Raw genomic sequence first — 24,452 nt, forward strand, 5'->3', positions numbered from 1 at the left:
AGGGGTGGGTTGTCAAATATCCAATCGCCGGGTTCAAACCGTGAACAAAATCTGGCATGGTGCCTGGCATGCCAATCATCTCCCCGATTCCCCTGAATCCTCTGATCGACGGCCGCCAGTCCGAGCGCGCCATGCTGGTGCGGCGCGGCGTGCAGCGGTTGCTGATGCAAATGGGCGCGCATGTACTGCCTGAGCTGTCGCTGGCCACCGGCCGCCGAGCCGACCTCGTGGCGCTGACCCGGCAGGGCGACATCTGGATCATCGAGATCAAATCCTCGATCGAGGATTTTCGCGTCGACCGCAAATGGCCTGATTACCGGCTACATTCCGACCGTTTTTTCTTCGCCACCCATCCCGGCGTGCCGGCGGAGATTTTTCCGGAAGAGTGCGGGTTCATCCTCTCCGACGGCTATGGCGCTGAAATCCTGCGCGACGCACCCGAACACCGCATGGCGGCGGCAACGCGCAAGGCGCTGATGCTGCGCATCGCGCGCGCCGGTGCTTCGCGGCTGCTCTCGGCGGAGCTTGCGGGTGTCGCGGTGCCGGTGCTCGAGGGGGAAAGCGAGTAGCGGCTGGCAATTGCGCCAAGTGTCAACGGCAGCTTCGCAGAACCAAGGCCTGCAAAACCCGCTCTACTCCCCCACTTCCTCCCCACCCGCCGCCGGCGCCATCAGCAATAGGGCGGCGCCAAGCAGCGCGGCAACGAATGAACCCGCGAGAATGCCAACCTTGACCGCGTCCTGCAGCGCCATGTCGCTGGCGAAGGCGAGCAGGCCGATGAACAGGCTCATGGTGAAGCCGATGCCGCACAGCAGCGAGATGCCCAGCATGTGCATCCAGCCTGCATGGGCCGGCAGGTCCGCAAGGCCGAAGCGGATGGCGAGCGCGGAGGAGCCGAACACGCCGACCAACTTGCCGACGACGAGACCGGCCGCGACGCCCAGCGTCAACGGCTCGATCAGGGCGCCGAAACTCAGGCCGGCGAGCGAAACGCCGGCATTGGCAAAGCCGAAGATCGGGATGACGATGAACGCCACCAGCTTGTGCAGGCCATGCTCGAGCCGGTGCAGCGGCGAATGGTCGAGATCGTGGCCGATCCCGGCGGAGCGTTCGAGCGGAATGGTGAGCGCCAACGCAACGCCGGCCAGCGTGGCATGGACGCCCGACTTCAGCACCAGCACCCACAGGATGGCGCCAAGCACGAGATAGGGCACCAGGCTCATCATCCGCATGCGGTTGAGCACGACAAGCACGGCAATGACGGCGAAGGCCGCGCCGAGATAGGCCAGCGACAGGCCGCTGGTGTAGAATATGGCGATGATGATGACCGCGCCGAGGTCGTCGATGATGGCAAGCGCGGTCAGGAAGACCTTCAGCGAAGCCGGCACGCGGCTGCCGAGCAGCGACAGCACGCCGAGCGCGAAGGCGATATCGGTGGCGGTCGGGATCGCCCAGCCGGACAGTGCGGCCGGATTGTTGCTGTTGACAGCGACATAGACCAGCGCCGGCACCACCATGCCGCCTGCCGCGGCGATGCCGGGCAGCACCCTGCGCGGCCAGGTCGAGAGCTGGCCATCCAGCATCTCGCGCTTGATCTCCAGCCCGACGAGCAGGAAGAACACCGCCATCAGCCCGTCATTGACCCAGTGCGAGACACTGAGCGGCCCGAGATAGGCGTGGAGAACGGCGAAATAGGTTTCGGCGAGCGGCGAATTGGCGACGATCAGGGCAAGGGCGGCCGCTGCCATCAGGATGATGCCGCCGGCCGCCTCGCTGTCGAGGAATTCGCGGAAGACGGAAACCGGCCGCTGCTTCTGATCCTGCATGTCGCCTCCGTCATGCCGCCTGCTCGGCGGATTTTCATTGTCCAAGCGTCGGCGCTGCCCCTCACCTGCCTGCCGGCATCCTCTCCCCGTATAGTGACGGGGAGAGGGGCGCTGTTATCGCCGATTTCGCCAACCGCCGATGTCGCAACATGGCGCCGCGTTGCGGCGGGCCGCTTTCTCCCCGTACGGGGAGAAAGCCCGGCAGGGCAATGAGGGGCGGCACTGACCTGTCTAATAGGCGGTCTCCGCTGCGCGTTGTAAACTGGTATTGGTCTGATGCTCCGCGTGGTTGACGCGCCTCAGCGCGGCGCGCGCTTGGCCAGGATCCGCTGCAGCGTGCGGCGATGCATGTTGAGCCGGCGCGCGGTCTCGGAGACGTTGCGTTCGCACATTTCGTAGACGCGCTGGATATGTTCCCAGCGGACACGGTCGGCCGACATCGGGTTTTCCGGCGGGGCGGCGCGCTCGCCGGTGGTGCGGGTCAGTGCGGCAAAGACATCGTCGGCATCGGCGGGCTTCGAAAGATAGTCGACGGCGCCGAGTTTCACCGCCGTCACCGCGGTGGCGATGTTGCCGTAGCCGGTCAGGATGATGGTGCGGGAATCCTCGCGCTTCTCGCGGATGGCGGCGACCACGTCGAGGCCGTTACCGTCGCCCAGCCGCATGTCGACCACGGCATAGGCGGGCGGATTGGCGCGGGCTTTGCCCACGGCCTCCTCGACGCTCTCCGCCGTCTCGACCACGAAGCCCCTGGTTTCCATGGCACGGGCCAGACGGGTCAGGAACGGCTTGTCGTCGTCGACGATCAGAAGCGAGGTGTCCTCGCCTTCAACCATAGGCCCACTGTTTTCATCGCCTGTCATCGTCTTAAAAAATTCCTGCTGCCTTATTTTTACGCAGATATAGTTTTGCGGGGCTATTGTCCAATTTACGCAGTGTCAAACATGGTCGCCGGGGACGATTGCGGGTTCAGGAAGACATTTCTCGGCCACGAAATCCGCACCACCGCCCCTTCGCCGAGGCCGCTCGAATTGCGAAAATCGAGCGTGGCGCCAGACCGTTCGAGCAAAGTCTTGGCGATGAACAGGCCGAGCCCGAGGCCGCCGCCAGCTTCCGTACCCTGGCGTGTCGACATATAGGGCTCGCCAATGCGGTCGATGATCTCGGGCGGAAAACCCGGGCCGTCATCGGTGATCGAGAAGGAGACCATCGCCTCGTCCCAGCTCCAGCGCACGGTGACGCTGTTGCGGGCGAAATCGACGGCATTCTCGACCAGGTTGCCGAGGCCGTAGATGACACCCGGATTGCGCCGCCCGACAGGCTCCGGCCCGGTCCGGTCGCCGGGGCGGAGCTTGATCGAAATGCCGAAGTCGCGATGCGGCGCGGTGACCTCCTCGACCAGCGAGGTCAGCGGCAGGCGCGACAGATGCGCCTCGCCCTCCGACGACAGGCTGGTCAGGCGTTTCAGGATTTCGCGGCAGCGCTCGCTCTGCGAGCGCAGCAGCTTCACGTCTTCCCCGTATTTCGGATCGGTGCCGAGCGCCTTCTCCATTTCCTTGGCGACCAGCGTGATGGTGGCGAGCGGCGTGCCGAGTTCGTGCGCGGCGGCGGCAGCCAACCCGTCGAGCGCGGAAAGATGCTGCTCGCGCTGCAGCACCAGTTCGGTGGCGGCCAGGGCGTTGGCCAGAAGCCGGGCCTCGGCGGCCACCCGAAAGGCGTACATGGCGGTGAAGGCGATGGACGACAGCACCGCCATCCACATGCCTGCAACATACACGAAGGGCATGGCCAGCGGCGCGTCCTCATGCCAGGGCAGCGGCAGATGGCGGAAGACCAGCAAGGTCGCCGCTATCATCACCAGCCCACCAAGGATGGCGGTGAGCCGAAGGGGAAGAGACGTCGCCGAAATGACGACCGGCACGGTCATCAGCAGCGAGAACGGGTTGGTCAGGCCACCGGTCATGTAGAGCAGGCCGGCAAGCTGCAGGCTGTCGAAGATCAGGATGCCGAAGGCGGCGAACGGGGTGAGTCTATGCGCGGCCGGAAACCGGAAGGCCAGAAACAGGTTCATCCAGGCCGAACAGGCGACCAGCGCAAAACACAGGCTGACCGGCAGCGGGAATTTCAGGCCGTAGGCGACGACAAGAACCGTCAGGCTCTGGCCGACAATGGCAAGCCAGCGCAGCCGGATCAGCGTGTTGAGGCGCAGCCGCTGGCTCTGCTGGAAATCGGGCGTGTTCAGGATGTTGATCATGGCCATGGATTACAGCCGCGGGATGGACAGCGCTAGTAGCGGCGCAAAGGGACATTCGGGATTGGCCGAGGCCTCAAAACTTCGTCATCCCAGGGCGGAGCAGGAGCGTAGCTCCGTCGCGGAGACCCTGGGATCCATTCCGTGACCTTCGACCTGGTGCGGCTGGGCAGGATTCCGCGCCGACGTAGCCACCTTGAAGTCGCGGCATAGATCCTCGGGTCTGCGCCGCGTCGCTACGCTCCTTGCTTCGCCCGTGGATGACGAAGTGATTGATGCTTTCGCGAAATTTTCGAGGGAAGTCCCGCTGACCCAAGCGGCCCGCCAAAGCGCCCATGGCTAGGTCCCGCGCGGTTTGGCGCGGGCGGTCGCGGCGGCGAGCAGCGGATTCTCCGGCCAGACATGCTTGGGATAGCGGCCGCGCATGTCGGCGCGCACATCGGCCCAGGAGCCGCGCCAGAAGCCGGGCAGGTCGCGCGTCGTCTGGATCGGCCGGTGCGCGGGGGACAACAGTTCGAGTGTCAACGGCACGGTGCCGTTGGCGATCGAAGGATGGCGGTCGAGGCCGAACAGTTCCTGGACGCGGACCGCCAGAACCGGCCATTCGCCGTCATAGCGGATCGGCACGTGACTGCCCGACGGGACGTCGAAATGGGTCGGCGCCAGCGCATCGACCTTGCGCTGCAGGTCATGCGGCACGAGCGACGACAGCCCGGCCGGGATCACACCAGCATCGATGGCAGCCAGGGACGCCGCACCGGACAGAAACGGCAGCAGCCAGTCATCGAGGCGCTCGATGAGCGTTTCATCCGACATGTCTGGCCAGGGCGCGCCTAAGCCCTTGTGAAGCCAGGACAGCCGCTGGCGCAGCGTCTGGGCCTCCTTGCTCCAGGTCAAAAGGGAAAGCCCATGCTCGCGCAACGCCTCAAGAATAGCGCGGTCGGCATCGGCGCCGACCGGCGCCGGCAGCATACGTTCGGCGAGTGTGATGGCGCCGAGGCGCACGGTTTCGCGCACCCGCACGGCGCGGCGCTCGCGATCGAAACTCGTCTGCCTGCGCGTTTCGATCTTGCCGCCAAGGGCTGACCGGATATCCTCCTCGCTGATTGCCGCCGCCGCCGTGATGCGGGCATTCTGCGCCTTGCCCTGGAGGTCGGCGACGACCAGAAAGGGTTCGCCCGCCAACGGATCGGCGGCGTCGAGCATGGCGCCGGAGCCATTGGCCAGCACGAAACGGCCGCGCTCGCCGCGCGCCTTGGCGACGCGGTCCGGCCAGGCATGGATGAGCAGGGTCCCGGCGTGAACAGCTCCGCTGGTCTTCGCATCGCCGACCTGCCTGGCCAGGCGCTCGGCAAGCTGGCGCGCCGACGTGGCACGTGGCGATTTCTCGCCGCGAAAGCGCATCAGCCTCCGTTCGAGATCGGCACCGTCGCCGCCAAGGCCGCGTTCGGTGAGCAACACCGCAAGCATGGCCGCCTCGCCGGCATGACCGCTGCCGGCCGCCTCGGCGACCATATGCGCCAGCCGCACCGGCAAGGCGAGCTTGCGGATCGAAGCGCCCGCTTCCGTCAAGCGCCCGGCCTCGTCGATGGCATCGAGCGCGCGCAGCAGCGCCCTTGCTTCATTGAGCGCCGGCGCCGGCGGCGGATCGAGGAAGGCAAGTCTGGTTGGATCGGCGACGCCGAAGGCGGCGCAGTCGAGCAGCAGGCCGGAAAGGTCCGCCTCGAGGATTTCCGGCGGCGTGAAGGCGGGCAGTGCCGCCGTCTGCTCGGCCCGCCACAGCCGGATGGCGACGCCGGCCTGTGTGCGCCCGGCGCGGCCGGCGCGCTGGTCGGCGGAAGCCTTGCTGACGCGAACTGTCTCCAGACGTGTCAGGCCGCTGGCCGGTTCATAGCGCGGCAGCCGCGACAGGCCGGAATCGATGACGACGCGCACGCCGTCGATGGTGATCGAGGTCTCGGCGATCGAGGTCGCCAGCACCACCTTGCGGCGGCCCGCCGGTGCCGGCTTAATCGCCGCGTCCTGCGCCTTGCCGTCGAGTTGACCATAGAGCGGGACGATATCGGTGTCGGCGCCGACCTGGCCGGACAGCCGCTCGGCGGTGCGCTCGATCTCGCGCTGGCCGGGCAGGAAGGCAAGCACGCTGCCGCTCTCCTCGGCAAGCGCCGCTCGGATCGCTCTGGCCATGGCATCCTCGATGGCGATGCCAGCCGGCCGTTCATCATAGCTGACATCGACGGGGAAGGCGCGGCCCTGGCTTTCGATCACCGGCGCGCCCGACAGGAGTTTCGCGACCCGTGCGCCGTCCAGCGTCGCCGACATCACCAGCAGACGCAAATCCGGCCGTAGTGCGCCCTGCACGTCGAGGGCGAGAGAGAGACCGAAATCGCCGTCGAGCGAGCGCTCGTGGAATTCGTCGAAAATGATTGCCGAAACGCCGGGCAGTTCAGGGTCGTCAAGAACCATCCGCGACAGAACGCCTTCGGTGACGACCAGAATTTTGGTCCGTGCCGAGGTGCGGTTTTCCATCCGCATGGCGTAGCCCACCGTGGCGCCCGGTTCCTCGCCCAGCAATTCGGCCATGCGCCGCGCGGCGGCGCGGGCGGCCAGCCGGCGCGGTTCGAGCAACACGATCTTGCCCGTGCCCAGCCAGGGCGCGTCGAGCAGCGCCAACGGCACCAGCGTGGTCTTGCCGGCACCGGGTGGCGCCACCAGCACGGCGCTGTTGCCGGAGCCGAGCGCCTCGCTCAGCGCGGGCAGCACGGCGGATACTGGAAGCTCCGGCAAGGATTTGGTCGTCATTGGGCCCGCATATCAGCCGTCACGGGGGCGGTGCAACTTATCGGACCGCGGCAACTCAAAGCCGGGCGCGCGAAAACGGGTTCCAGCGCACCGTACCCAGCCGCACTTCTTCGCGCACCATGGTCAGCAGGCCGGAGCCGCCGACGACCGCGAGGCCGACAAGCGACAGCCAGTCCGGGTATTCGTGGAAGAACAGCGCGCCGAGGATCACCGCCCAGACGATCTGCGAATAATGCGTCGGCGCGATCCGGTTGGCGGGGGCGTATTTGGCGGCCAGCAATTGCAGCAATTGTCCGCCTGCGGTGAAGGCGCCCGCCATCACCAGCCAGACCAGCTGCTTTCCATCCGGAACGGTGAAGGAGGTCGCGGCGGCACCGATGCCGTTGAACAGCAGTCCGTACCCGATCAGTACGCCGAGAATGGTTGTGCGTTTTTCCCGCTGCGCCAGCGAACGCATCAGGATGACGTTGGTGGCGGCGAGGAAAGCGATGATGAAAGCGGCAAGGTGGCCTAGGTGCAACTCGCGAAAGCCTGGCCTGACCACCAGCATGACGCCGGCGAAGCCGGCGACCACCGCCAGCCAGCGCCAGGGGCCAACCTTCTCCTTGAGGATCACGGTGGAAAGAATGGTGACGCAGAGCGGCGCCAGAAAGATAAGCGCATAGGCCTCGGCCAGCGGAATGGTGGTGAAGGCATAGACGCTGAGCACGCCTGATGCGATGCCGGCCCAGGCCCGCGCCTGCACCGCCCAGGGACGTTTGGTGCGCCAGAAATCACGCCAGCGCTCGCTGGCCGGCCGGCTGAAGAAAAGGAAGCAGCCGGCGAACAATGTCGAGAAGAAGCCGATCTCGAACACCGTGAATTGGCCGCCCAGGCTCTTGATAACGGCATCGCTGCACGAATAGCTTGCATAGGCGATGAGGGCGAGCAGGATTCCGTTCGGCACGTTTTTTCATTTCCGGGAGAGAATAGTTGAAAATACTGGCGCTCGGTGCGCATCCGGACGACATCGAGATCTTCATGTTCGGTACGATGGCCGCCTATGCCGCGCAAGGCGCAGCACTCACTTTTGCCGTGGCCACCCATGGTGCCAGGGGCGGCAAGAGCGATCCCTCCGTTCTGGCTCGTGTCCGCCGCGAGGAAGCGATGGCCTCGGCCGCGCTGCTCGGGGCCGCGCCGCGCTTTCTCGACTTTCCCGATGGCGGCCTAGTGGCGGATGCCGCCCTGATCGATGCGCTGAAAACGCTGATCAGCGAAATCGGGCCGGACCTCGTGATCACGCACGCGCCCAACGACTACCACGCCGACCACCGCGCATTGTCGGACGGGGTGCGCATCGCGGCGTCGTTCGGCGTCCCCGTGCTGCATGCCGACACGATGGGCGGCACCGGATTCTCGCCGACGCACTATGTCGATGTTTCCGCCCATGCCGAGATCAAGGCCAGGGCAATCCGCATGCACCAGTCGCAGGACCCGGATCGCTTCGTAGATATCGCCCGGACGCAAAACCTTTTTCGCTCAGGCCAATGCAATGGCGCACCGGGGTCGCAGGCTGAAGCCTTTCGCTTCGAACCGATGTTTCCCTTCGGGGATATCCGCGCGCTGCTGCCGCCGGCGCCCCCGATCCGGACGGTGATGATGAGCACCAGGCGGGTCGACTGACCCCTCGGAGCACGTCCACACTCCGCGATCATCCGACCGGCGCTCGGCGCTTTTCCCAACGTTTTCAGATACCGGCGCAAACATGCTGCGGCGCAGCAACGAATTCGCTTGCGTTGTTTAGTAAAAAGAGCATCACTAAACAAATTACTAAACATCTGCGGCGCGACGATGCCGCCATGTTTGGGCCTCTGAGGAGAGAGGTTGAGAGTTCTTGAAACCGTCATCCGGACGTGTTTCACAAATGGGAGGAAGGCATGAAATCGAGCTTTAAACTGGCTTTGGGACTGACCTCTGCGATTGCAGCGTCGACAGCCGTCTCGAACGCCGCGCACGCTGAAGACCTGACGCTGTGCTGGGCCGCCTGGGACCCGGCCAACGCGCTTGTCGAACTGTCGAAGGATTTCACCAAGGAAACCGGCATCGGCATGAAATTCGAATTCGTGCCGTGGACCAACTATGCAGACCGTTTCCTCAATGAGCTGAACTCGCACGGCAAGCTCTGCGACCTGATCATCGGCGACAGCCAGTGGATCGGCGGCGCGGCCGAGAACGGCCACTACGTCAAGCTGAACGACTTCTTCGACAAGGAGAAGATCAGCATGGACGACTTCGTACCGGCGACCGTGGTGGGCTATTCCGAATGGCCGAAGAACACGCCGAATTACTGGGCGCTACCGGCCATGGGCGACGTCGTCGGCTGGACCTATCGCAAGGACTGGTTCTCCAAGCCCGAACTGCAGAAGGAGTTCAAGGAGAAGTATGGCTGGGATCTCGGCCCGCCTGCCACCTTCGACCAGTTGAAGCAGATCGCCGAATTCTTCCAGAAGCGGCAGATCGACGGCAAGACGGTCTACGGCGCCTCGATCTACACCGAGCGCGGTTCCGAAGGCATCACCATGGGCGCGATGGACGTGCTCTACAGCTATGGCTTCCAGTACGAAAACCCGAAGAAGCCCTACGAGATGGAAGGCTTCGTCAACTCCGAGAAATCGGTCAAGGGGCTGGAATTCTACAAGGCTCTCTATGACTGCTGCACCCCACCCGGCGCCTCGAACAGCTACATGGGTGAAGGCGTCGATGCCTTCAAATCCGGCCAGGTGGCGATGCACATGAACTTCGCCTTCACATGGCCGGGCCTGCAGAAGGACGAGAATGTCGGCGGCGACAAGATCGGCTATTTCGTCAACCCGAAGGGTCCTGACGGCGACCAGTTCGCCCAGCTCGGCGGCCAGGGCATTTCGGTGGTGTCCTATTCCGACAAGCAGGAAGCGGCGCTGAAATACATCAAGTGGTTCGCCAACAAGGACGTGCAGGCCAAGTGGTGGTCGCTCGGCGGCTATTCCTGCCTGAACGCGGTGGTGAAGGATCCGAAATTCCCCGCAAGCCAGCCCTATGCTCAGACCTTCCTCGACTCGATGGCCATCGTGAAGGACTTCTGGGCCGAGCCGAGCTACGCGCCGCTGCTGCAGGCCTCGCAGAAGCGCTTCCACGACTATGTCGTCGCCGGCCAGGGTTCGGCCAAGGATGCGCTCGACGGGCTGGTCAAGGACTGGACGCAAGTGTTCCAGGACGATGGCAAGATGTAACTGGGGCAAGATGTAACCGGCTCCTCCCGAGCCAGGCCCAAGCGTCCCGTGCCGCCCTTGGCACGGGACGCAGTTCAGATAAATTCCATGATAGAGACGACCCAAGTGACCGAAGCAGGACTTACCATGCTCAATCGGACCGCGGAGAACGTTGCCCGGGCGACCCCGGAACCGTTGGCGCGCAAGGTCCGGGGCATCAGCGACAAGGGCCTCGCCTGGCTGTTCATCTCGCCGACGATCCTGTTGCTGCTCGCCATCAATATCTTCCCGCTGTTCTGGGCGATCTATCTGTCGTTCACCAATTTTCGCGCCAACCGCCCGAACGAGGTGGTGAAGAACCTCGGTTTCGCCAACTACCAGCGCATCCTCGGCGACCAGGACATTTGGATCGCCATGCAAACGACAGCGCATTTCGTGTTCTGGACCATCCTGTTGCAGACGCTGATCGGCTTCACGCTGGCCTGGCTGATCGACAGGAAGTTCCGCGGCCACGCTTTCTGGACGACGCTGATCCTGGTGCCGATGATGCTGTCGCCCGCAGTGGTCGGCAATTTCTGGCGCTTCCTCTACGAACCCCAGATCGGCCTGTTTTCCTATGTCATCTCGTTCGTGTCGGGCATCCCGCCGACAAGCATCCAGATGCTTTCCAACGTCTCGCTGGCACCGTGGTCGATCATCATCGTCGACACCTGGATGTGGACGCCCTACGTGATGCTGATCTGCCTCGCGGGCCTGCGTTCGATCCCCGAATATATCTATGAGGCGGCCGAGGTCGACCGCGCCTCCAACTGGCGGCAGTTCTGGTCGATCACACTGCCGATGGCGCTGCCCTTCATCATGCTGGCGGTGCTGTTTCGCGGCATCGAGAACTTCAAGATGTTCGACATGGTCAATCTGCTGACCGGCGGCGGGCCGGGCTCGACCACCGAGGTGGCCTCGATCACGCTGAAACGGCAAGCCTTCGAAAGCTGGCGCACCGGCTATTCCTCGGCCTTCGCCATCATCCTGTTCGTCGCGGTGTTCGGTCTCGCCAACATCTACGTCAAGGCGCTCAACAAGGTGAAGCAGAGATGAGCCTGACCACAGCCCATTCGGTCGTCGCCCCCTCGGCAAGTTCGAAGCGCATCGCCGGCGCGATCATCATCGCCTATGCGCTGATCTCGATCGTGCCGCTCTTGTGGATCTTCGCCACCAGCTTCAAGACGCCGCCGGATTCGATCGCCTATCCGCCCAAGATCGTGTTCCAGCCGAGCATCGAGGGCTACTGCAACCTGTTCACCACGCGCACGAGGCAGACGCCGGAATACATCAATTCGCTGGGGCCGGCGACTGGCTTCTGCGACGAGACCGTGCGCAAGCGCAACATGGTGATCGCCGGACCATCCAACTTCCTGCCGCGCTTCATCAATTCGCTGGTCATCGCCTTCGGCTCGACCTTCTGCGCCGTCTTTCTCGGCACGCTGTCGGCCTATGGCTTCTCGCGCTTCAAGGTGCCGCTCGCCGACGACCTTCTGTTCTTCATCCTGTCGACACGCTTCATGCCGCCTATCGCGGTCGCTATTCCCATCTACCTGATGTACCGCGAACTCGGCCTGTCCGACACCGCGCTCGGCATGATCCTGCTCTACACGGCGGTCAATGTGTCGCTGGCGGTATGGCTGCTCAAAGGCTTCATCGACGAGATCCCGCGAGAATACGAGGAAGCGGCGATGATCGACGGCTATACGCGGCTGCAGGCATTCTGGCGCACCGTGCTGCCGCAGGCCACGACCGGCATCGCCGCGACCGCCATCTTCTGCCTGATCTTCGCCTGGAACGAGTATGCGTTCGCCGCGCTGCTGACCTCGGGCACGGCACAGACCGCGCCGCCCTTCATCCCGACCATCATCGGCGAAGGCGGCCAGGACTGGCCGGCGGTGGCAGCCGGCACGACGATCTTCCTGGTGCCGATCCTTGTCTTCACCATCCTGCTCCGCAAGCAATTGCTGCGCGGCATCACCTTCGGCGCGGTGCGCAAATGATGGCCTTGGCACAAAGTCGCCCCCCACTCCGTCGAGCTTCGCTCGACACCTTGCCGGGGCGAGCCGCGGGTCTCGCCCGTCCTTCGGACCCCCCGATCGACGGGGTAGAGGAAGGGCGCGAACTTCATTCAGCCAGGCTCCCTTCCTCTCCCTCCGGAGGGGGGAGAGGTGGCGCTGTAAAGCAGCGACGGAGTAGGGGAACCACCTGGCAACCATCTCTCCCTGTGAACGGGGAGAAGGAGGGGAGGAACGCATGAGCCGCTCGGTTATCTCCAAGCGCCCATCTTGGCCACGCTGGGCAAGGCGCGGGCTGATGGAAAACATAGCGACGGCACTGATCGCCATCGGCTTCCTGATGCTGTTCCAGCCTTTCGCGCTGTCGCTCTACACCTATTCCTTCATCACCATGCTTGCCGGCACGGTGATGTTCATCATCGTCTCCAAGTTCCCGGAATAATCATGGCCGAAATCCGCGTCCAGCATCTGAGAAAGGCCTTCGGCGATTTCGTCGCCGTGCAAGACTCCAACTTCGTCGTCGAGGATGGCGAGTTCTTCGTCATGCTCGGACCGTCCGGTTGCGGCAAGACCACCACCTTGCGCATGATCGCCGGGCTGGAGCTGCCGACCGGCGGCCAGATCCTGCTCGGCGGCGACGACGTTACCATGCTCAGGGCGCGCGAGCGCGACATCGCCTTCGTCTTCCAGCTGTTCGCGCTCTACCCGCACATGAATGTACGCAAGAACATCGGCTTCCCGCTGCTGGCGCAAGGCATGTCCTCCGCCGAAATCCGCAGCCGCGTCGAGGAAACCGCGAAGCTTCTGCGCATCGACCATCTGCTCGACAAATCCGTCTCCGGCCTCGCCGGTGGCGACCGCCAGCGCGTCGCGCTCGGCCGCGCCATCGTGCGGCGGCCAAAATGCTTCCTGATGGACGAACCGCTGGGGACGCTCGACACCGAATTCCGCGATTTGATGGTCCATGAATTGCGCGAACTGCACAACCGCATCCACGCCACCACGGTCTATGTCACGCATGACCAGATGGAAGCGATGTCGATGGCCGACAAGATCGCCGTCATGAACCATGGCGTCATCGAGCAGTTCGGCACGCCACGCGAGATCTACGACCGCCCGGCGTCCATGTTCGTCGCCGACTTCATCGGCTCGCCGCCGATGAACTTTCTGGGCTTCGGCGGCGGGCTCGCCAAGGGCGCGAAGGAGATCGTCGTGCAGGGCGCCAAAGTCACGGTGCCGGAGGTGCGCGAGGATGTGGCGCCGGCCGACATGGCGCTCGGCATCCGCCCCGAACACATCCGCTTCGACGACGCATCGAAACTGCGCGGCGCAATCTACGGCACCGAATATCTCGGCACCACGCAGATCGTCGCGGTGGAGACATCGGACGGCATCATCAAGGCGCGTGTGCCGGCCGAAATCCGGCTCAACGCCGGCGACCATGTCGGCCTGACGCTGAACAGCGCGCGGCTGTCGCTGTTCGAAAAAGGCTCAGGGCGCGCGGTGAAGACGGCGATCCACGATACCGCCTCTCAGGGGAGAGTGCAGCATGGCTGATGTGCGCATCAAAGGCGTGACCAAGAGTTTCGGCGAGCATGTCGCCGTCAACGGTCTCGACCTGCATATATCAGACGGCGAATTCGTCGTGCTGCTCGGGCCGACCGGCGCCGGCAAGACGACGACATTGCGCCTGATCGCCGGACTGGAGCGGCCGGATACCGGTACGATCGAGATCGGCGGCCACAATGCCACCAGCCTGTCACCGGCCGAGCGCGACACCGCTTTCGTTTTCCAGCAATATTCGCTCTATCCGCATCTGTCGGTGTTCGACAATCTCGCCTTTCCCCTGCGCTCGCCGGCACGAAAAATACCGGAAGACCAGATTCGCCGCCGGGTCGAGGAGGTGGCGAAGATGGTGCGCATCCATCACAAGCTCGCCAACCGTTCGACCAAATTGTCGGGCGGCGAAATGCAGCGCGTCGCCATCGGCCGCGCGCTGGTGCGCAAGCCGTCCATCTACCTGATGGACGAACCGCTGTCGTCGCTGGACGCCAAGCTGCGCGCGGATCTCAGGCTCGAGCTGAAACGCATCCAGTCCGAACTCGGCGCCACCATGCTCTACGTCACCCACGACCAGATCGAGGCCATGACCATGGCCGATCGCATCGGCATCCTGGCCGATGGCGTGCTGGTGCAGATCGGCACGCCGCGAACCATCTACTCCGAGCCGGCAAATCTGCACGTCGCGGCACGGCTCGGCCAGCCCGCCATCAATCTTCTACCGACGGGGCTGCTGCCGGATGGCAGCGCGCCGGCCGGCACCAAGACGATCGGCGCGCGGACCGAGCACCTGGCGATCGAGAAAGCCGTGAATGGCCATGCCGACGGCGTCGTCGACTGGGTCGAGCATCTCGGCGACCAGAACCATCTGCATGTGACGGTGGGGCCGAAGAAACTGGTGACGCTGACCGATCCCGACACGGATCTGGGGCAAGGCGACAAAGTGGTGATCCGCTATCGCTCGCCGCTCTATTTCGGCGCTGACGGACAACGACTGACGTGAATGGTTTTTCGGCGTCCCTCGCCAAGGTGATGCCGGCTTCTGATTGACGAAATACGGGACCAATTCGATGAAGCACTTTTTCAACCGCAGGGCAACGATCGTCACCGAGGCGCTGGACGGATTGTTGCGCACCATTGGCTCAGGCAACCTCGCGCGCCTCGACGGCTATCCCGAGATCAAGGTCGTGCTGCGCGCCGATTGGGACAAGTCCAAGGTCAGCGTCGTCTCCGGCGGCGGCGCCGGGCACGAGCCGTCGCATGCCGGCTTCGTCGGCAAGGGCATGCTGACAGCTGCCGTCTCGGGCGAGATCTTTGCCTCGCCGAGCGTCGAAGCGGTGCTGGCGGCCATTCGCGCGGTCACCGGACCGGCCGGCTGCCTGCTGATCGTCAAGAACTACACCGGTGACCGGCTCAATTTCGGCCTCGCTGCGGAAAAGGCGCGCGCCGAAGGCTTTCGAGTCGAGATGGTGATCGTCGCCGACGACATCGCGCTGCCTGACATCGCCCAGCCGCGCGGTGTCGCGGGCACCCTGTTCGTGCACAAGATTGCAGGCCATCTGTCGGAAGCCGGCCGGGATCTGGCCGAGATCGCGGCCGCGGCGCGGACGGCGGCGAAGGATATCATTTCGCTCGGCATATCGCTGTCGTCCTGTTCGATCCCGGGCCAGCCGCATGAAGACAGGTTTGGAGCCGATGATGGCGAACTCGGCCTTGGCATCCATGGCGAGCCTGGCGTCGAGCGCATCGCGGTGCAGAGCGTCGACCGGCTGGTGGCGATCATGGCGGAGCGCTTGGCAGTGCGGCTCGACCCGAAGGCCACCTATGCCTTGCTGATCAACAATCTCGGTTCGGTGCCACCGCTCGAAATGTCCTTGGTCGCCAATGCGGTACTTGCCTCGCCGCTCGCCAGGGCCGTCAAGTTGACGATCGGTCCCGGCCCGCTGATGACGGCGCTCAACATGAACGGGTTCTCGCTGTCGCTGATCCGGCTCGATGCGGCGCGCCAAGCGGCCCTGCTGGCGCCGGTCGGCCCGCACGCCTGGATGCCGGCAAAGCCGGTCGTGGAGCCTTATGTCGTGCCGCTGGTCAAACCAGCGCACGAAGGCGCGGCACGCAAGGCCAGCCACGACGCAGGCACAAGGCGCTTGATCGTGACGGTCTGTGAAAAGCTGATTTCGCTTGAAGCGACATTGAACGGCCTGGACGCCAAGGCAGGCGACGGTGACACCGGCTCGACGGCAGCGACCGGCGCACGCAGCATCCTCGAACGGCTCGATACGCTGCCGCTTGCCGACCCCGCAGCGACGCTTGGCGCCGTCGGCGACCTTCTGAGCGCCTCGATGGGCGGCTCCAGTGGGGTGTTGTTGTCGATCTTCTTCACAGCGGCGTCGCGGGCCCTCGATGGCGGCACTGATGTGCCCAAGGCCTTGCTTGCCGGGCTTGAACGAATGACCTTCTACGGCGGCGCAAAACCCGGCGATCGCACTATGGTCGACGCGCTGGAGCCGGCCCTGAGGGCGCTCGACGCCAAGGGCCTGGAGGAAGCCGCGATAGTGGCCGCGCGCGGCGCCGAAGCCACGGCCGCGATGGAGAGGGCGAAGGCCGGCCGGTCGGCTTATGTCGGCACCAAATTGCAAGGTGTGGTCGACCCCGGTGCTCATGCCGTGGCCGAAGTGTTCGCGGCCGCCGCCGCGCAGCATGCCACGGCCTGACGCATGCTCCAGTTGCCGAACGACCGTTCTTTCGCTACTGCCGGCAAGGTGCAAACCGGGAATTCGGGCGACATGACGGCGCTGAATCTTTCGAAGCTGATCACGGCCGCCGCGGATACGATTGCCGAGCACGCCGAGGAATTGACGGCGCTCGACCAGGCGATCGGCGACGGCGACCATGGACTGAACATGAAGCGCGGCTTCGAGGCCGTGCGCGCCGAGGCGGATGTGTTCGCGGCAAAGCCGCTGCCAGACACACTGAAGGCGATCGGCACCAAGCTGGTGATGACGGTGGGCGGTGCGTCCGGCCCACTCTTCGGCACGTTGTTCATGGCGCTCGGCAAGGAGATTTCGGCGGAACCTGATCGCGCCAACCTGACGACTGCCTTCGGCAAGGCGATCGAAGCGGTGGCCGCGCGCGGCAAGTCACAGGTTGGCCAGAAAACCATGCTCGATGTGCTGCAACCGGTGCATGACGCGTTAGCCGGGGGAAAGACGGTAGCTGAAATAGTCGACATCGCCGACGCCGCCGCCGAAGCGACCGTGCCGATGAAGGCGCTGCGTGGGCGTGCCTCGTTCCTCGGCGACCGCTCGATCGGCCATATGGATGCCGGCGCGCGCTCGACCGCGCTGCTGGTGCGCACGGTGGGACAGGCGATCGGGGAAAGCGCATGAGCAATGTCGGGATCGTGATCGTCTCGCATTCGCCGCTGGTCGCGGAGGGCACAGCCGACATGGTACGCCAGATGGTGGGCGACGAAGTGCCGCTTGCATGGTGCGGCGGAAACGGCCATGGCGGGCTCGGCACCAGTGTCGAGGCGATCATGGGCGCCATCGACAAGGCCTGGTCGGAAGCCGGTGTCGCCATCCTTGTCGATCTCGGCGGCGCCGAGACCAATTCGGAGATGGCGGTGGAGATGATCGGCGAACCGCGCGCGCAGAAGATCATCGTCTGCAACGCGCCGATCGTCGAGGGCGCGGTAATGGCGGCGACCGAGGCCTCCGGCGGCGCCTCGCTCCGGGAAGTGGTGGCGACGGCGCACGAATTGTCGCCGTCGTGAGTGAACGGGGTTTTTGAAGACATGTCCGCAACCGCAGAAGCGACCGTCCTGATCACCCACGATGTGGGCCTGCATGCGCGTCCTTCGGTGAAGTTCACCAAGCTGGCCAAGAGCTTTGCCGCCGATGTGGAAATTGCACTCGCCGCCAACGGCCCGTGGTTCGACGCAAAAAGCATCGTCAAGGTGATGGCAGCCAAGGCGCCGAAGGGCACGGTGCTGCATATCAGGGCCAAAGGCGATGGCGCCGATGATGCGATCCGCGCGCTGATCGAACTGGTGCAGCGCGATTTCGACGAGGACGCCGGCCATGTCCGCTCGGCTTGAGGCCGTTGCATGCCTTGGCCGGCCCGCAGGGAATGCGGGCCATGCGCATTGAAGGTGTTCCGGCCTCGGCCGGCTATGCCGAGGGGCCCCTGTTCGAACTGGACCGGCCTGCCGGCGTCTATGCAAGCAAGGCAAGCTCCGCCGAGGAGACGTTGTCGCTGGAAGCCGCGATCGGCAAGGCGGTGAGCCGGCTCGTGGCCATGGTCGGGACCGCCGACAGCGATGCCGCCGGCATACTCGAATTCCACATCGCCATGCTGGAAGACGATGCGCTGAGCAGGCCGGCCTTCGCATCGATCGCTTCCGGAAAAACCGCCGACGCGGCCTGGCGGCAGGCACTCGATGCCGAGATCGCCGGTTACGACGCCTCGGACCAGGATTATTTCCGCGCCCGCGCCGCGGACCTGCGCGATATCAGGGACCAGGTGCTGCGCGCGCTCACCGAGGACGGTGACAGCACGGCACCGGCCGGCGCCATTCTCTGCGGCGAGGATATCGCGCCGACGCGGTTTCTCGAAACCGACTGGAGCCATGGCGGCGGCATCGCGCTGAAGGCAGGCAGCACTGCCAGCCACGTCGCCATGCTGGCGCGCTCGCGTGGCGTGCCGATGGTCGTGGGTCTGCGCGAGCCGCTCACCGCTGGTGCCGTCATGGCGCTGCTCGACGCCGAGCACGGGACTATCGTTCTGACGCCCTCGCCCACGGAGATCGGCTCGTTCCGACAGGCGTCGTCTTCCTTCGCGGCTCGACAGGGCAAGGCACAGACATTTCTGGCGCGGCCGGCAGCGACGAAGCGCGGCACCGCGGTGCGCGTGCAGGTCAACATCGCCGACCCCCGCGATGTCGATGCCATCGACATCGCGACCTGCGATGGTGTCGGCCTGATGCGTACGGAATTCCTGTTCGGCAAGACGCTGCCGGATGAAGAGACGCAGTATCGCGCCTATCGCAAGGTGCTGGAATGGGCCGGCGAAAAACCGGTGACGATCCGCACCGTCGATGCCGGAGGCGACAAGCCGGTGCCGGGCTTCACCGTCGAGGAAGGAAATCCGTTCCTCGGCCTGCGCGGCATCAGGCTGTCGCTGGCCAGGCTGGATATATTCCGTGTTCAAATCAGGGCATTGCTGCGCGCCGCACCACACGGCAATCTCAAAGTCATGTTTCCGATGATCGCCACATCAGAAGAGTATGAACGCGCCGCCGCCCTGTTCGCCGAGGAGCGGGCGGCGCTCGCCGCGCGCGGCGTCGCGCACAAAATGCCGCCGCTCGGCATCATGGTCGAGGTGCCCTCGGTGGCCATCGCGCCGGAGGCGTTCGCCGGCGTCGCCTTCTTCTCGATCGGCTCCAACGACCTCACGCAATATGTGATGGCGGCTGCCCGCGACAATGCCGCGGTCGCGCATCTCAACTCCGTGCGCCATCCGGCCGTCCTGCGGTTGATCGGTGCGGTCGCGGCCTTCGGACAGGAAAACGGTATCCCCGTCAGCCTGTGCGGCGACGCCGGCGGCGACCCCGCTTCGATCCCGTCGCTGCTCGAGGCCGGCCTGCGCGATCTCTCGGTCGCGCCGGCGCAACTCGCCATGGCCAAGGCGGCCATCGCGGACGTCCCGGTCTAGGCGGCTGGCATGATCGACAACGCATACCAACCCGGCTCCGAGGAGGCGATCCGCGCCTACAAGACGATCCTGTCGCAGGTCATCGACCAGCGCCCGTCGGGCATGCGCCAGCGCCTCGCCGACGCGCTCGGCAAGCACCGCAGCTTCGTCACGCAGATTTCGAGCCCCGCCTATTCGATCCCGATCCCGTCAAAGCATCTGCCCGCCATCTTTTCCGTCTGCCATTTCAGCCCAGCCGAGCGCGACCAGTTTCTCGCCGCCTATCACCAGGCACATCCCGGGAAGATCTCGGTCGCCGCGGGCGCACGCAAGACAAGGCACGTTTCGCTCATCGTGCCGGATTTCGGCGATGACAAGCAGAATGCAGCGCTCGACCGCGCGATCAACGAATTCATCCAGAAGGTCACCAGCATCACCGGCAAGAGTGGCTGATCGACCCTTGATGCCAGGCTATTTCGGGAGGAGACGGCCGTGAAGAAATTCATGAACTCGGTGGACACGGTGCTGACCGAGAGCCTCGACGGTTTCGTGGCCGCCCATGCCGACATCCTCGTGCTTGGCGAGGAGCACAAATTCATCCGCCGCAAGGCCCTCGAGCCGGGCAAGGTGGCGCTGATCTCCGGCGGCGGCTCCGGCCACGAGCCGCTGCATGGCGGCTTTGTCGGCCATGGCATGCTGGACGCCGCCTGTCCCGGCCAGGTGTTCACCTCGCCGACGCCGGACCAGATGCTGGCAGCCGCGCAAGCTGTCGACACCGGCGCCGGCTGCCTGTTCATCGTCAAGAACTATGAGGGCGACGTGATGAATTTCGACATGGCGGCGGAGATGTCGGAAGGCGTCCTGCAGGTGGTGACCAATGACGACGTCGCCGTCGAGAATTCGTCCTATACGACCGGACGGCGCGGCGTCGCCGGCACATTGGTGGTGGAAAAGATCGTCGGCGCTGCCGCCGAGCACGGCCTGGCGTTGCCGGCGTTGAAGGCGCTGGGCGACCGCGTCAACGAGGCGACCCGCTCGATGGGCGTGGCACTGACCAGCGGCACCGTGCCGGCGGCCGGCAAACCGACCTTCGACATCGGCGATGGCGAGATGGAATTCGGCGTCGGCATCCATGGCGAGCCCGGCCGCCGCCGCGACACCTTGAGGAGCGCCGATGCGATCGCGCACGAGATCTGCGCCGCGATCCTGGGCGATCTCGGCGACAGGGCGAACGGCCCGGCGCTGCTGTTCGTCAACGGCTTCGGCGGCACGCCGCTGATGGAGCTCTATTTGATGTACAACAGCGCCCGCCGGATTTTCGAGCAGCATGGCGTGACGATTGCCCGCTCGCTGGTTGGCACCTATGTCACCTCGCTCGACATGGCCGGCTGCTCGGTCACGCTGACCCTGCTTGACGACGAATTGACGGGCTGGTGGGACGCACCTGTCCACACGGCGGCGCTGCGCTGGGGCATGTAACGCTGGCTTCCCCTTGGCTTTTCTGCGACCATCCGGGCGATCCCGCTATCGGTAACACCTGTCCGGATTGATGCTGCCATCCCTTACGCCCGCCGAGGAAAAGTTGCTGCTGCGCTTCGCCGACCCGGAGGCCGCGGCGGTCGAGGACAATTTGTCGGCAAAGGCGCTGTCGGCTCTGCTCGACAATGCCGAATTCCACGGCGTCCTGCCGATCATGCTGCGCAAGCTCAGGGAGCGCGGCGACGCGCACCTTCCGTCGAACGCTGGCTTGCAGGACAAACTCGACGATCTGCGCCAGAAGGCGACGATCGCTACCGGCCAGTCGATGCTGCTGCAGTATCATGGCGACCGCATCATGAAGGGGATGGCGGCGGAAGGCATTCCAGCGCGGATCGTCAAGGGGCCGGTGTTCGCGCGAAAACTCTACCGTAACGCATCCGACCGGCCGTTCACCGACATCGACATCCTCGTCGAGCCCGCCAACCTTGCACGGGCAAACCAGGTGATCGCGGCGTCAGGCTTCGAGCTTGGCAGCAACGAGGCGGAATCCTACCAGCTGCAGGAATTCAAATGGCTGGAAAAGGAGAATTCCAGCCTGCTGGTCGAGCTGCATGGCGACCTTGTGCACGACACCGGCATGCGTCGCCGCCTGTCGCTGGGGTTTCGCGAGCTGGGCATCATCGACGGCGAGGCTATGGACACGCCGGCAGCCCTTTTGACGATCGCCATCGTGCATGCCGCCGGCGGGCATAAATTCCACCGGCTGCAGCTTTGTGTCGACGTGCTGCAAGGCGTACGCGCGCTGCGATCACCCGAATCGGAAGCCCGCCTGCTCGACGCCGCCCGCATGACCGGCATCGAACTCGAACTGGCGATCGTGCTCAACGTGACCGGCCGCCTGTTCGGCGAACCGCATGCGCTCGAACTTGCCGGGCGGATCAAACCCGACCTGTCGATACGGTTGGCCAAGAAGCTGATCACGACGAACACGCTGCTCAGAGTCAATTCCAGGGAGAAGATCGGCTCGCGCCTGCGCCGCGATGCCTTTCGCTGGATCCAGCGCCTGGCCAAGGCCAGGCCATACGCCGCTTGAAGTGGCCGTCAGTCCCGTGATGTCAACGTGGCGCTTATCAGCGCCGCCGCATCGGCCGGGCGCGCGCCTACTTCCAGCGTGAAGGTCGGCACCGACGAGACCAGTCTGCCGATCGTCGCCAGCCGGCGCTTCTGCAGCGGCAGCAGGCCGGTCGCGCCGGTTCGGACGTTGTCCATCGCCAGCGCCACCATGGCGTCGGTCCTGGCCATCGGCACGAGCCGGGTCTCTTCGTCGGCGGATCGCGCGAGGTGCAGGAGCGCGGCCACCGGACGGGCGGTCGGGGTTTCGATTTTCACGATCCCGCCCAGCTTTTCCAGCGAAACAGCCTGTTCGCCATTGCGGTCCCAGGATGGCCCGAGGCATGGCGCCACCTGCGGGATCATTCGCGCGGTCTTCTCATGGATCTTGACGTGGCGTGGCAAACCCCAGGCAACCGGCGTGGCGCCAGCGACATTCAGGATCATGGCGTCGTCGGAGCACAGGCCGAAACCATGCGTTGCCAGGGCCAGCGAGGTCGTGGTCTTGCCGGTACCGCTCGGGGCATGGATCAGCACGACGGCATCCCGGCCCGGCAGCGTCAGGCCCGCGGTATGCAGCATATGCTGGCCGCCGGCATCGAGCGCGGCGTCCAGCATCAGCATCGACGGCGTCCAGGCGGCCTTGCTGTCGGGCACGATGCAAAGCCGAGCCCAGCCCTTCTCGCTGATCTCGACGGTCTGGCGTCCTGGCAAGACCAGATGGACGCTGGCGCCGTGGGTGATCATCCGGCAGTAGCCGTCGTCCGGTATCTCGCCCTCGAAAACCAGGGATCCGGCGGGTGTCTCGTCCAATGCTTCCGCGTCGGCGATGTCGAAACGAAAATCCGCTTCGGTCGAACCTTCGACGCGCAGGCCGGCGAGCATCCTGTCGAAGTCTAGCCATAGTTCGGCCCGTTCGGCCGAAATGCCGAGCACCTGGCCGTTGAGATCATAGAAGACGCAAGGTCTGGTCAAGCGGGGCGCACCTTCGTGGCGCGGTCATGGTGGCGATAGATTTCGACCATGCCGGGAAGGCTGTGGCTGACCACCGGCCTGCCGTCGAGGCAGACCCAGCAATGCGCCGACAGCCGGGACGCTTGCAGCGACTTCGGATCGACGCCGAAACGCAACTCCGGATCGAAGCCGGCAAGGCGCAGGAAACGGTGGCCGAGCAGCCCTTCCCGCAGGCATCTGCGGTCACGCATCAGCCAGGGATGGCGGACAATGCGGTTGACGCGAGCGACAATGTAGGCGGCTGGCAAGCCACGATAGGGCGTCGGCGAGGCAAGCGGCGCCCATTCCAGCACCTCCTCGAAGCTGCGGTTGGCAATAAGGACCGGCATCAGCCGCGCGCTTGCCCAGAGATGGCAGCGGAACAAGGCGCGCAGGAGAGGACTGTCCGCCATCAAACAGTACCTTCAGCTATCAAGTCCCGGAGCGGCCAGAATGCCTTCCGAGACCAGATCGGCGGCCAGTGCCGCCATGTCCTCGTCAAGCGTGCCCTTGTCGACTTCGAACTCCTCGCAAAGCAGGCCGACGATCTGGCCGAGGCTGCGCGCGCCATCCACCTTGTCGAGAAAGGCTTCGGTCGTGCCGTTGCAGGTATAGAGCTGGCCGCTCCGGGCCAAAAGCACGACCGCGCCGTCGCCGACATGCTGGACCGAGGCATCTTCCGCCAATCTCAGAACCGTTCCAGAGGCAATTTCCATCACGAACCCCAAAAGCCATGCGAAACCCCGGAATGAGATAGCGCGGTGGTGGGGCTCTGTCTATCGACCGGCTGGGGGGATGGCCCGCGCAGCTCTGTGTGAGCGACAGATCCTTGTCAGTCGCAACATCCATCCACAGCTGAAATCCTCCCAGCCGCCGGAATGACACGCTAGGCAAGCGCGTGGACCGGCAGGACCGTTGCTTTTCTTCCCTTAGGTAAGGTAAGAACTCCCCGTATCTTGGGGAGATAGGGTATGCGTTACAATTGGGAGCGGGCTCCGACGACTTTCGAACGTCATCGAAAAGCGCTTGCGACAGCCATTTTGATCTTCGGCGGCGTCGGCCTCATGCTGGTGGCCTTGCCGATCTAGCGTGATCGACTTTTGTCCAGCAAATACGGTTCTTTAGACGGCTATCGACGGGTTGCTCAGCGGGGTTGTCCGGTCACCGCGATGAAGCGGCGATCGCGCCCCTCAAAGCCCTGGCTGAAGCGCTGCACCAGCACAACGATCACCGCCGGCTTGCCGGCCGGTCTGTTTTTCATAGGATTCCGACAGGCTGTAGCCCGGCACGGCCTTGTCCTCATGCAGGGTCTTGAACCAGCACAATCGCGGGCCCTGCCGCGATACGCCACCGATGGTGCATTCGTTCACCCCTCGATGGCGCGCTTCACGACACCGCGCCTATCAGCTCAAGACGCGGCCAACTGAGACGAAAATGCAGGGAGACAACGCCC

Annotated in this window: 25 protein-coding genes; 16 read left to right on the forward strand and 9 right to left on the reverse strand. The window is 64.7% G+C overall.

From position 1 onward, the window contains the following. Nucleotides 1-68 precede the first annotated feature (68 nt). A complete protein-coding gene (locus tag EN824_RS29830) occupies nucleotides 69-569 on the forward strand; it encodes an MmcB family DNA repair protein (RefSeq protein ID WP_189521958.1) in 501 nt (166 codons plus the stop codon). A 63-nt stretch (nucleotides 570-632) separates the two neighbouring features. On the opposite strand, the gene nhaA is transcribed toward EN824_RS29830, so the two are convergent. The 5 genes from nhaA to EN824_RS29865 all read right to left on the reverse strand — a co-directional run bounded on the left by nhaA (nucleotide 633) and on the right by EN824_RS29865 (nucleotide 7,825). Then, nucleotides 633-1,826, reverse strand: coding sequence for a Na+/H+ antiporter NhaA (gene nhaA / locus EN824_RS29835; RefSeq protein WP_135933017.1), 1,194 nt, complete (start codon nucleotides 1,824-1,826; stop codon nucleotides 633-635). Nucleotides 1,827-2,125: 299 nt separating this feature from the next. Beyond that, entirely contained in the window at nucleotides 2,126-2,689 is a 564-nt protein-coding gene (locus EN824_RS29845; protein ID WP_015314185.1) for an ActR/PrrA/RegA family redox response regulator transcription factor, read from the reverse strand. Between the two features lie 65 nt (nucleotides 2,690-2,754). Then, complete coding sequence (locus EN824_RS29850) at nucleotides 2,755-4,086, reverse strand: ActS/PrrB/RegB family redox-sensitive histidine kinase (protein WP_135862295.1); 1,332 nt, start codon at nucleotides 4,084-4,086, stop codon at nucleotides 2,755-2,757. Between the two features lie 330 nt (nucleotides 4,087-4,416). Next, nucleotides 4,417-6,879 (reverse strand): ATP-dependent helicase HrpB, encoded by a 2,463-nt coding sequence (gene hrpB / locus EN824_RS29860; RefSeq protein ID WP_135862299.1) that lies wholly within the window; start codon nucleotides 6,877-6,879, stop codon nucleotides 4,417-4,419. 55 nt (nucleotides 6,880-6,934) lie between these two features. Further along, nucleotides 6,935-7,825 (reverse strand): DMT family transporter, encoded by an 891-nt coding sequence (locus EN824_RS29865; protein WP_135862302.1) that lies wholly within the window; start codon nucleotides 7,823-7,825, stop codon nucleotides 6,935-6,937. Nucleotides 7,826-7,851: 26 nt separating this feature from the next. On the opposite strand from EN824_RS29865, the gene EN824_RS29870 reads away from it, so the two are divergent. The 15 genes from EN824_RS29870 to EN824_RS29940 all read left to right on the forward strand — a co-directional run bounded on the left by EN824_RS29870 (nucleotide 7,852) and on the right by EN824_RS29940 (nucleotide 21,989). Then, the gene (locus EN824_RS29870; protein ID WP_127281014.1) at nucleotides 7,852-8,541 is read left to right on the forward strand and encodes a PIG-L deacetylase family protein; all 690 of its coding nucleotides are present in this window, start codon (nucleotides 7,852-7,854) and stop codon (nucleotides 8,539-8,541) included. A gap of 254 nt (nucleotides 8,542-8,795) precedes the next feature. Continuing rightward, nucleotides 8,796-10,127, forward strand: coding sequence for an ABC transporter substrate-binding protein (locus tag EN824_RS29875; protein ID WP_127873006.1), 1,332 nt, complete (start codon nucleotides 8,796-8,798; stop codon nucleotides 10,125-10,127). Between the two features lie 126 nt (nucleotides 10,128-10,253). Beyond that, on the forward strand, nucleotides 10,254-11,201 hold the full coding sequence (locus EN824_RS29880) for a sugar ABC transporter permease (RefSeq protein ID WP_095771946.1): 948 nt from the start codon (nucleotides 10,254-10,256) through the stop codon (nucleotides 11,199-11,201). Then, complete coding sequence (locus EN824_RS29885; RefSeq protein WP_127278073.1) at nucleotides 11,198-12,148, forward strand: carbohydrate ABC transporter permease; 951 nt, start codon at nucleotides 11,198-11,200, stop codon at nucleotides 12,146-12,148. The genes EN824_RS29880 and EN824_RS29885 overlap by 4 nt, the downstream gene beginning before the upstream one ends. 253 nt (nucleotides 12,149-12,401) lie before the next feature. Then, nucleotides 12,402-12,605, forward strand: a complete 204-nt coding sequence (locus tag EN824_RS29890; protein WP_127278072.1) for a hypothetical protein — start codon at nucleotides 12,402-12,404, stop codon at nucleotides 12,603-12,605. Between the two features lie 2 nt (nucleotides 12,606-12,607). After that, nucleotides 12,608-13,720, forward strand: coding sequence for an ABC transporter ATP-binding protein (locus EN824_RS29895; RefSeq protein ID WP_127278071.1), 1,113 nt, complete (start codon nucleotides 12,608-12,610; stop codon nucleotides 13,718-13,720). After that, nucleotides 13,713-14,726, forward strand: coding sequence for an ABC transporter ATP-binding protein (locus EN824_RS29900; protein WP_127278070.1), 1,014 nt, complete (start codon nucleotides 13,713-13,715; stop codon nucleotides 14,724-14,726). The genes EN824_RS29895 and EN824_RS29900 overlap by 8 nt, the downstream gene beginning before the upstream one ends. A gap of 67 nt (nucleotides 14,727-14,793) precedes the next feature. Continuing rightward, nucleotides 14,794-16,437, forward strand: coding sequence for a dihydroxyacetone kinase subunit DhaK (locus EN824_RS29905; RefSeq protein WP_127278069.1), 1,644 nt, complete (start codon nucleotides 14,794-14,796; stop codon nucleotides 16,435-16,437). Nucleotides 16,438-16,509: 72 nt separating this feature from the next. Then, nucleotides 16,510-17,112: a dihydroxyacetone kinase subunit DhaL gene (gene dhaL, locus EN824_RS29910; protein ID WP_127278075.1), complete on the forward strand. Its 603-nt coding sequence runs from the start codon at nucleotides 16,510-16,512 to the stop codon at nucleotides 17,110-17,112. Next, nucleotides 17,109-17,498, forward strand: coding sequence for a dihydroxyacetone kinase phosphoryl donor subunit DhaM (gene dhaM, locus EN824_RS29915; RefSeq protein ID WP_127278068.1), 390 nt, complete (start codon nucleotides 17,109-17,111; stop codon nucleotides 17,496-17,498). Before dhaL ends, dhaM begins: the two co-directional genes overlap by 4 nt. Nucleotides 17,499-17,519: 21 nt before the next feature. Beyond that, entirely contained in the window at nucleotides 17,520-17,822 is a 303-nt protein-coding gene (locus EN824_RS29920; protein ID WP_127278067.1) for an HPr family phosphocarrier protein, read from the forward strand. A gap of 41 nt (nucleotides 17,823-17,863) precedes the next feature. Next, a complete protein-coding gene (gene ptsP, locus EN824_RS29925) occupies nucleotides 17,864-19,438 on the forward strand; it encodes a phosphoenolpyruvate--protein phosphotransferase (protein ID WP_189343540.1) in 1,575 nt (524 codons plus the stop codon). Between the two features lie 9 nt (nucleotides 19,439-19,447). Then, entirely contained in the window at nucleotides 19,448-19,870 is a 423-nt protein-coding gene (locus tag EN824_RS29930; RefSeq protein ID WP_127278065.1) for a hypothetical protein, read from the forward strand. 39 nt (nucleotides 19,871-19,909) lie between these two features. Then, nucleotides 19,910-20,896, forward strand: a complete 987-nt coding sequence (gene dhaK, locus EN824_RS29935; protein ID WP_127278064.1) for a dihydroxyacetone kinase subunit DhaK — start codon at nucleotides 19,910-19,912, stop codon at nucleotides 20,894-20,896. Nucleotides 20,897-20,966: 70 nt separating this feature from the next. Continuing rightward, the gene (locus EN824_RS29940) at nucleotides 20,967-21,989 is read left to right on the forward strand and encodes a nucleotidyltransferase family protein (protein ID WP_127872998.1); all 1,023 of its coding nucleotides are present in this window, start codon (nucleotides 20,967-20,969) and stop codon (nucleotides 21,987-21,989) included. A gap of 8 nt (nucleotides 21,990-21,997) precedes the next feature. Here the strand turns inward: EN824_RS29940 and EN824_RS29945 are convergent, their stop codons facing one another. The 4 genes from EN824_RS29945 to EN824_RS36235 form a co-directional block, all read right to left on the reverse strand. Next, complete coding sequence (locus EN824_RS29945) at nucleotides 21,998-22,981, reverse strand: serine kinase (RefSeq protein WP_127280434.1); 984 nt, start codon at nucleotides 22,979-22,981, stop codon at nucleotides 21,998-22,000. Next, nucleotides 22,978-23,412 carry a lasso peptide biosynthesis B2 protein gene (locus tag EN824_RS29950; RefSeq protein WP_127280435.1) on the reverse strand — a complete coding sequence of 145 codons (435 nt, stop codon included), beginning with the start codon at nucleotides 23,410-23,412 and terminating at the stop codon, nucleotides 22,978-22,980. Before EN824_RS29950 ends, EN824_RS29945 begins: the two co-directional genes overlap by 4 nt. A 12-nt stretch (nucleotides 23,413-23,424) precedes the next feature. Then, nucleotides 23,425-23,715 carry a PqqD family protein gene (locus EN824_RS29955; protein ID WP_127280436.1) on the reverse strand — a complete coding sequence of 97 codons (291 nt, stop codon included), beginning with the start codon at nucleotides 23,713-23,715 and terminating at the stop codon, nucleotides 23,425-23,427. Between the two features lie 428 nt (nucleotides 23,716-24,143). Beyond that, a complete protein-coding gene (locus EN824_RS36235) occupies nucleotides 24,144-24,260 on the reverse strand; it encodes a DUF2259 domain-containing protein (protein ID WP_245464503.1) in 117 nt (38 codons plus the stop codon). Between the last annotated feature and the right edge of the window lie 192 nt (nucleotides 24,261-24,452).

This window comes from Mesorhizobium sp. M8A.F.Ca.ET.181.01.1.1 (assembly GCF_004792025.1).
GTDB lineage: Bacteria > Pseudomonadota > Alphaproteobacteria > Rhizobiales > Rhizobiaceae > Mesorhizobium.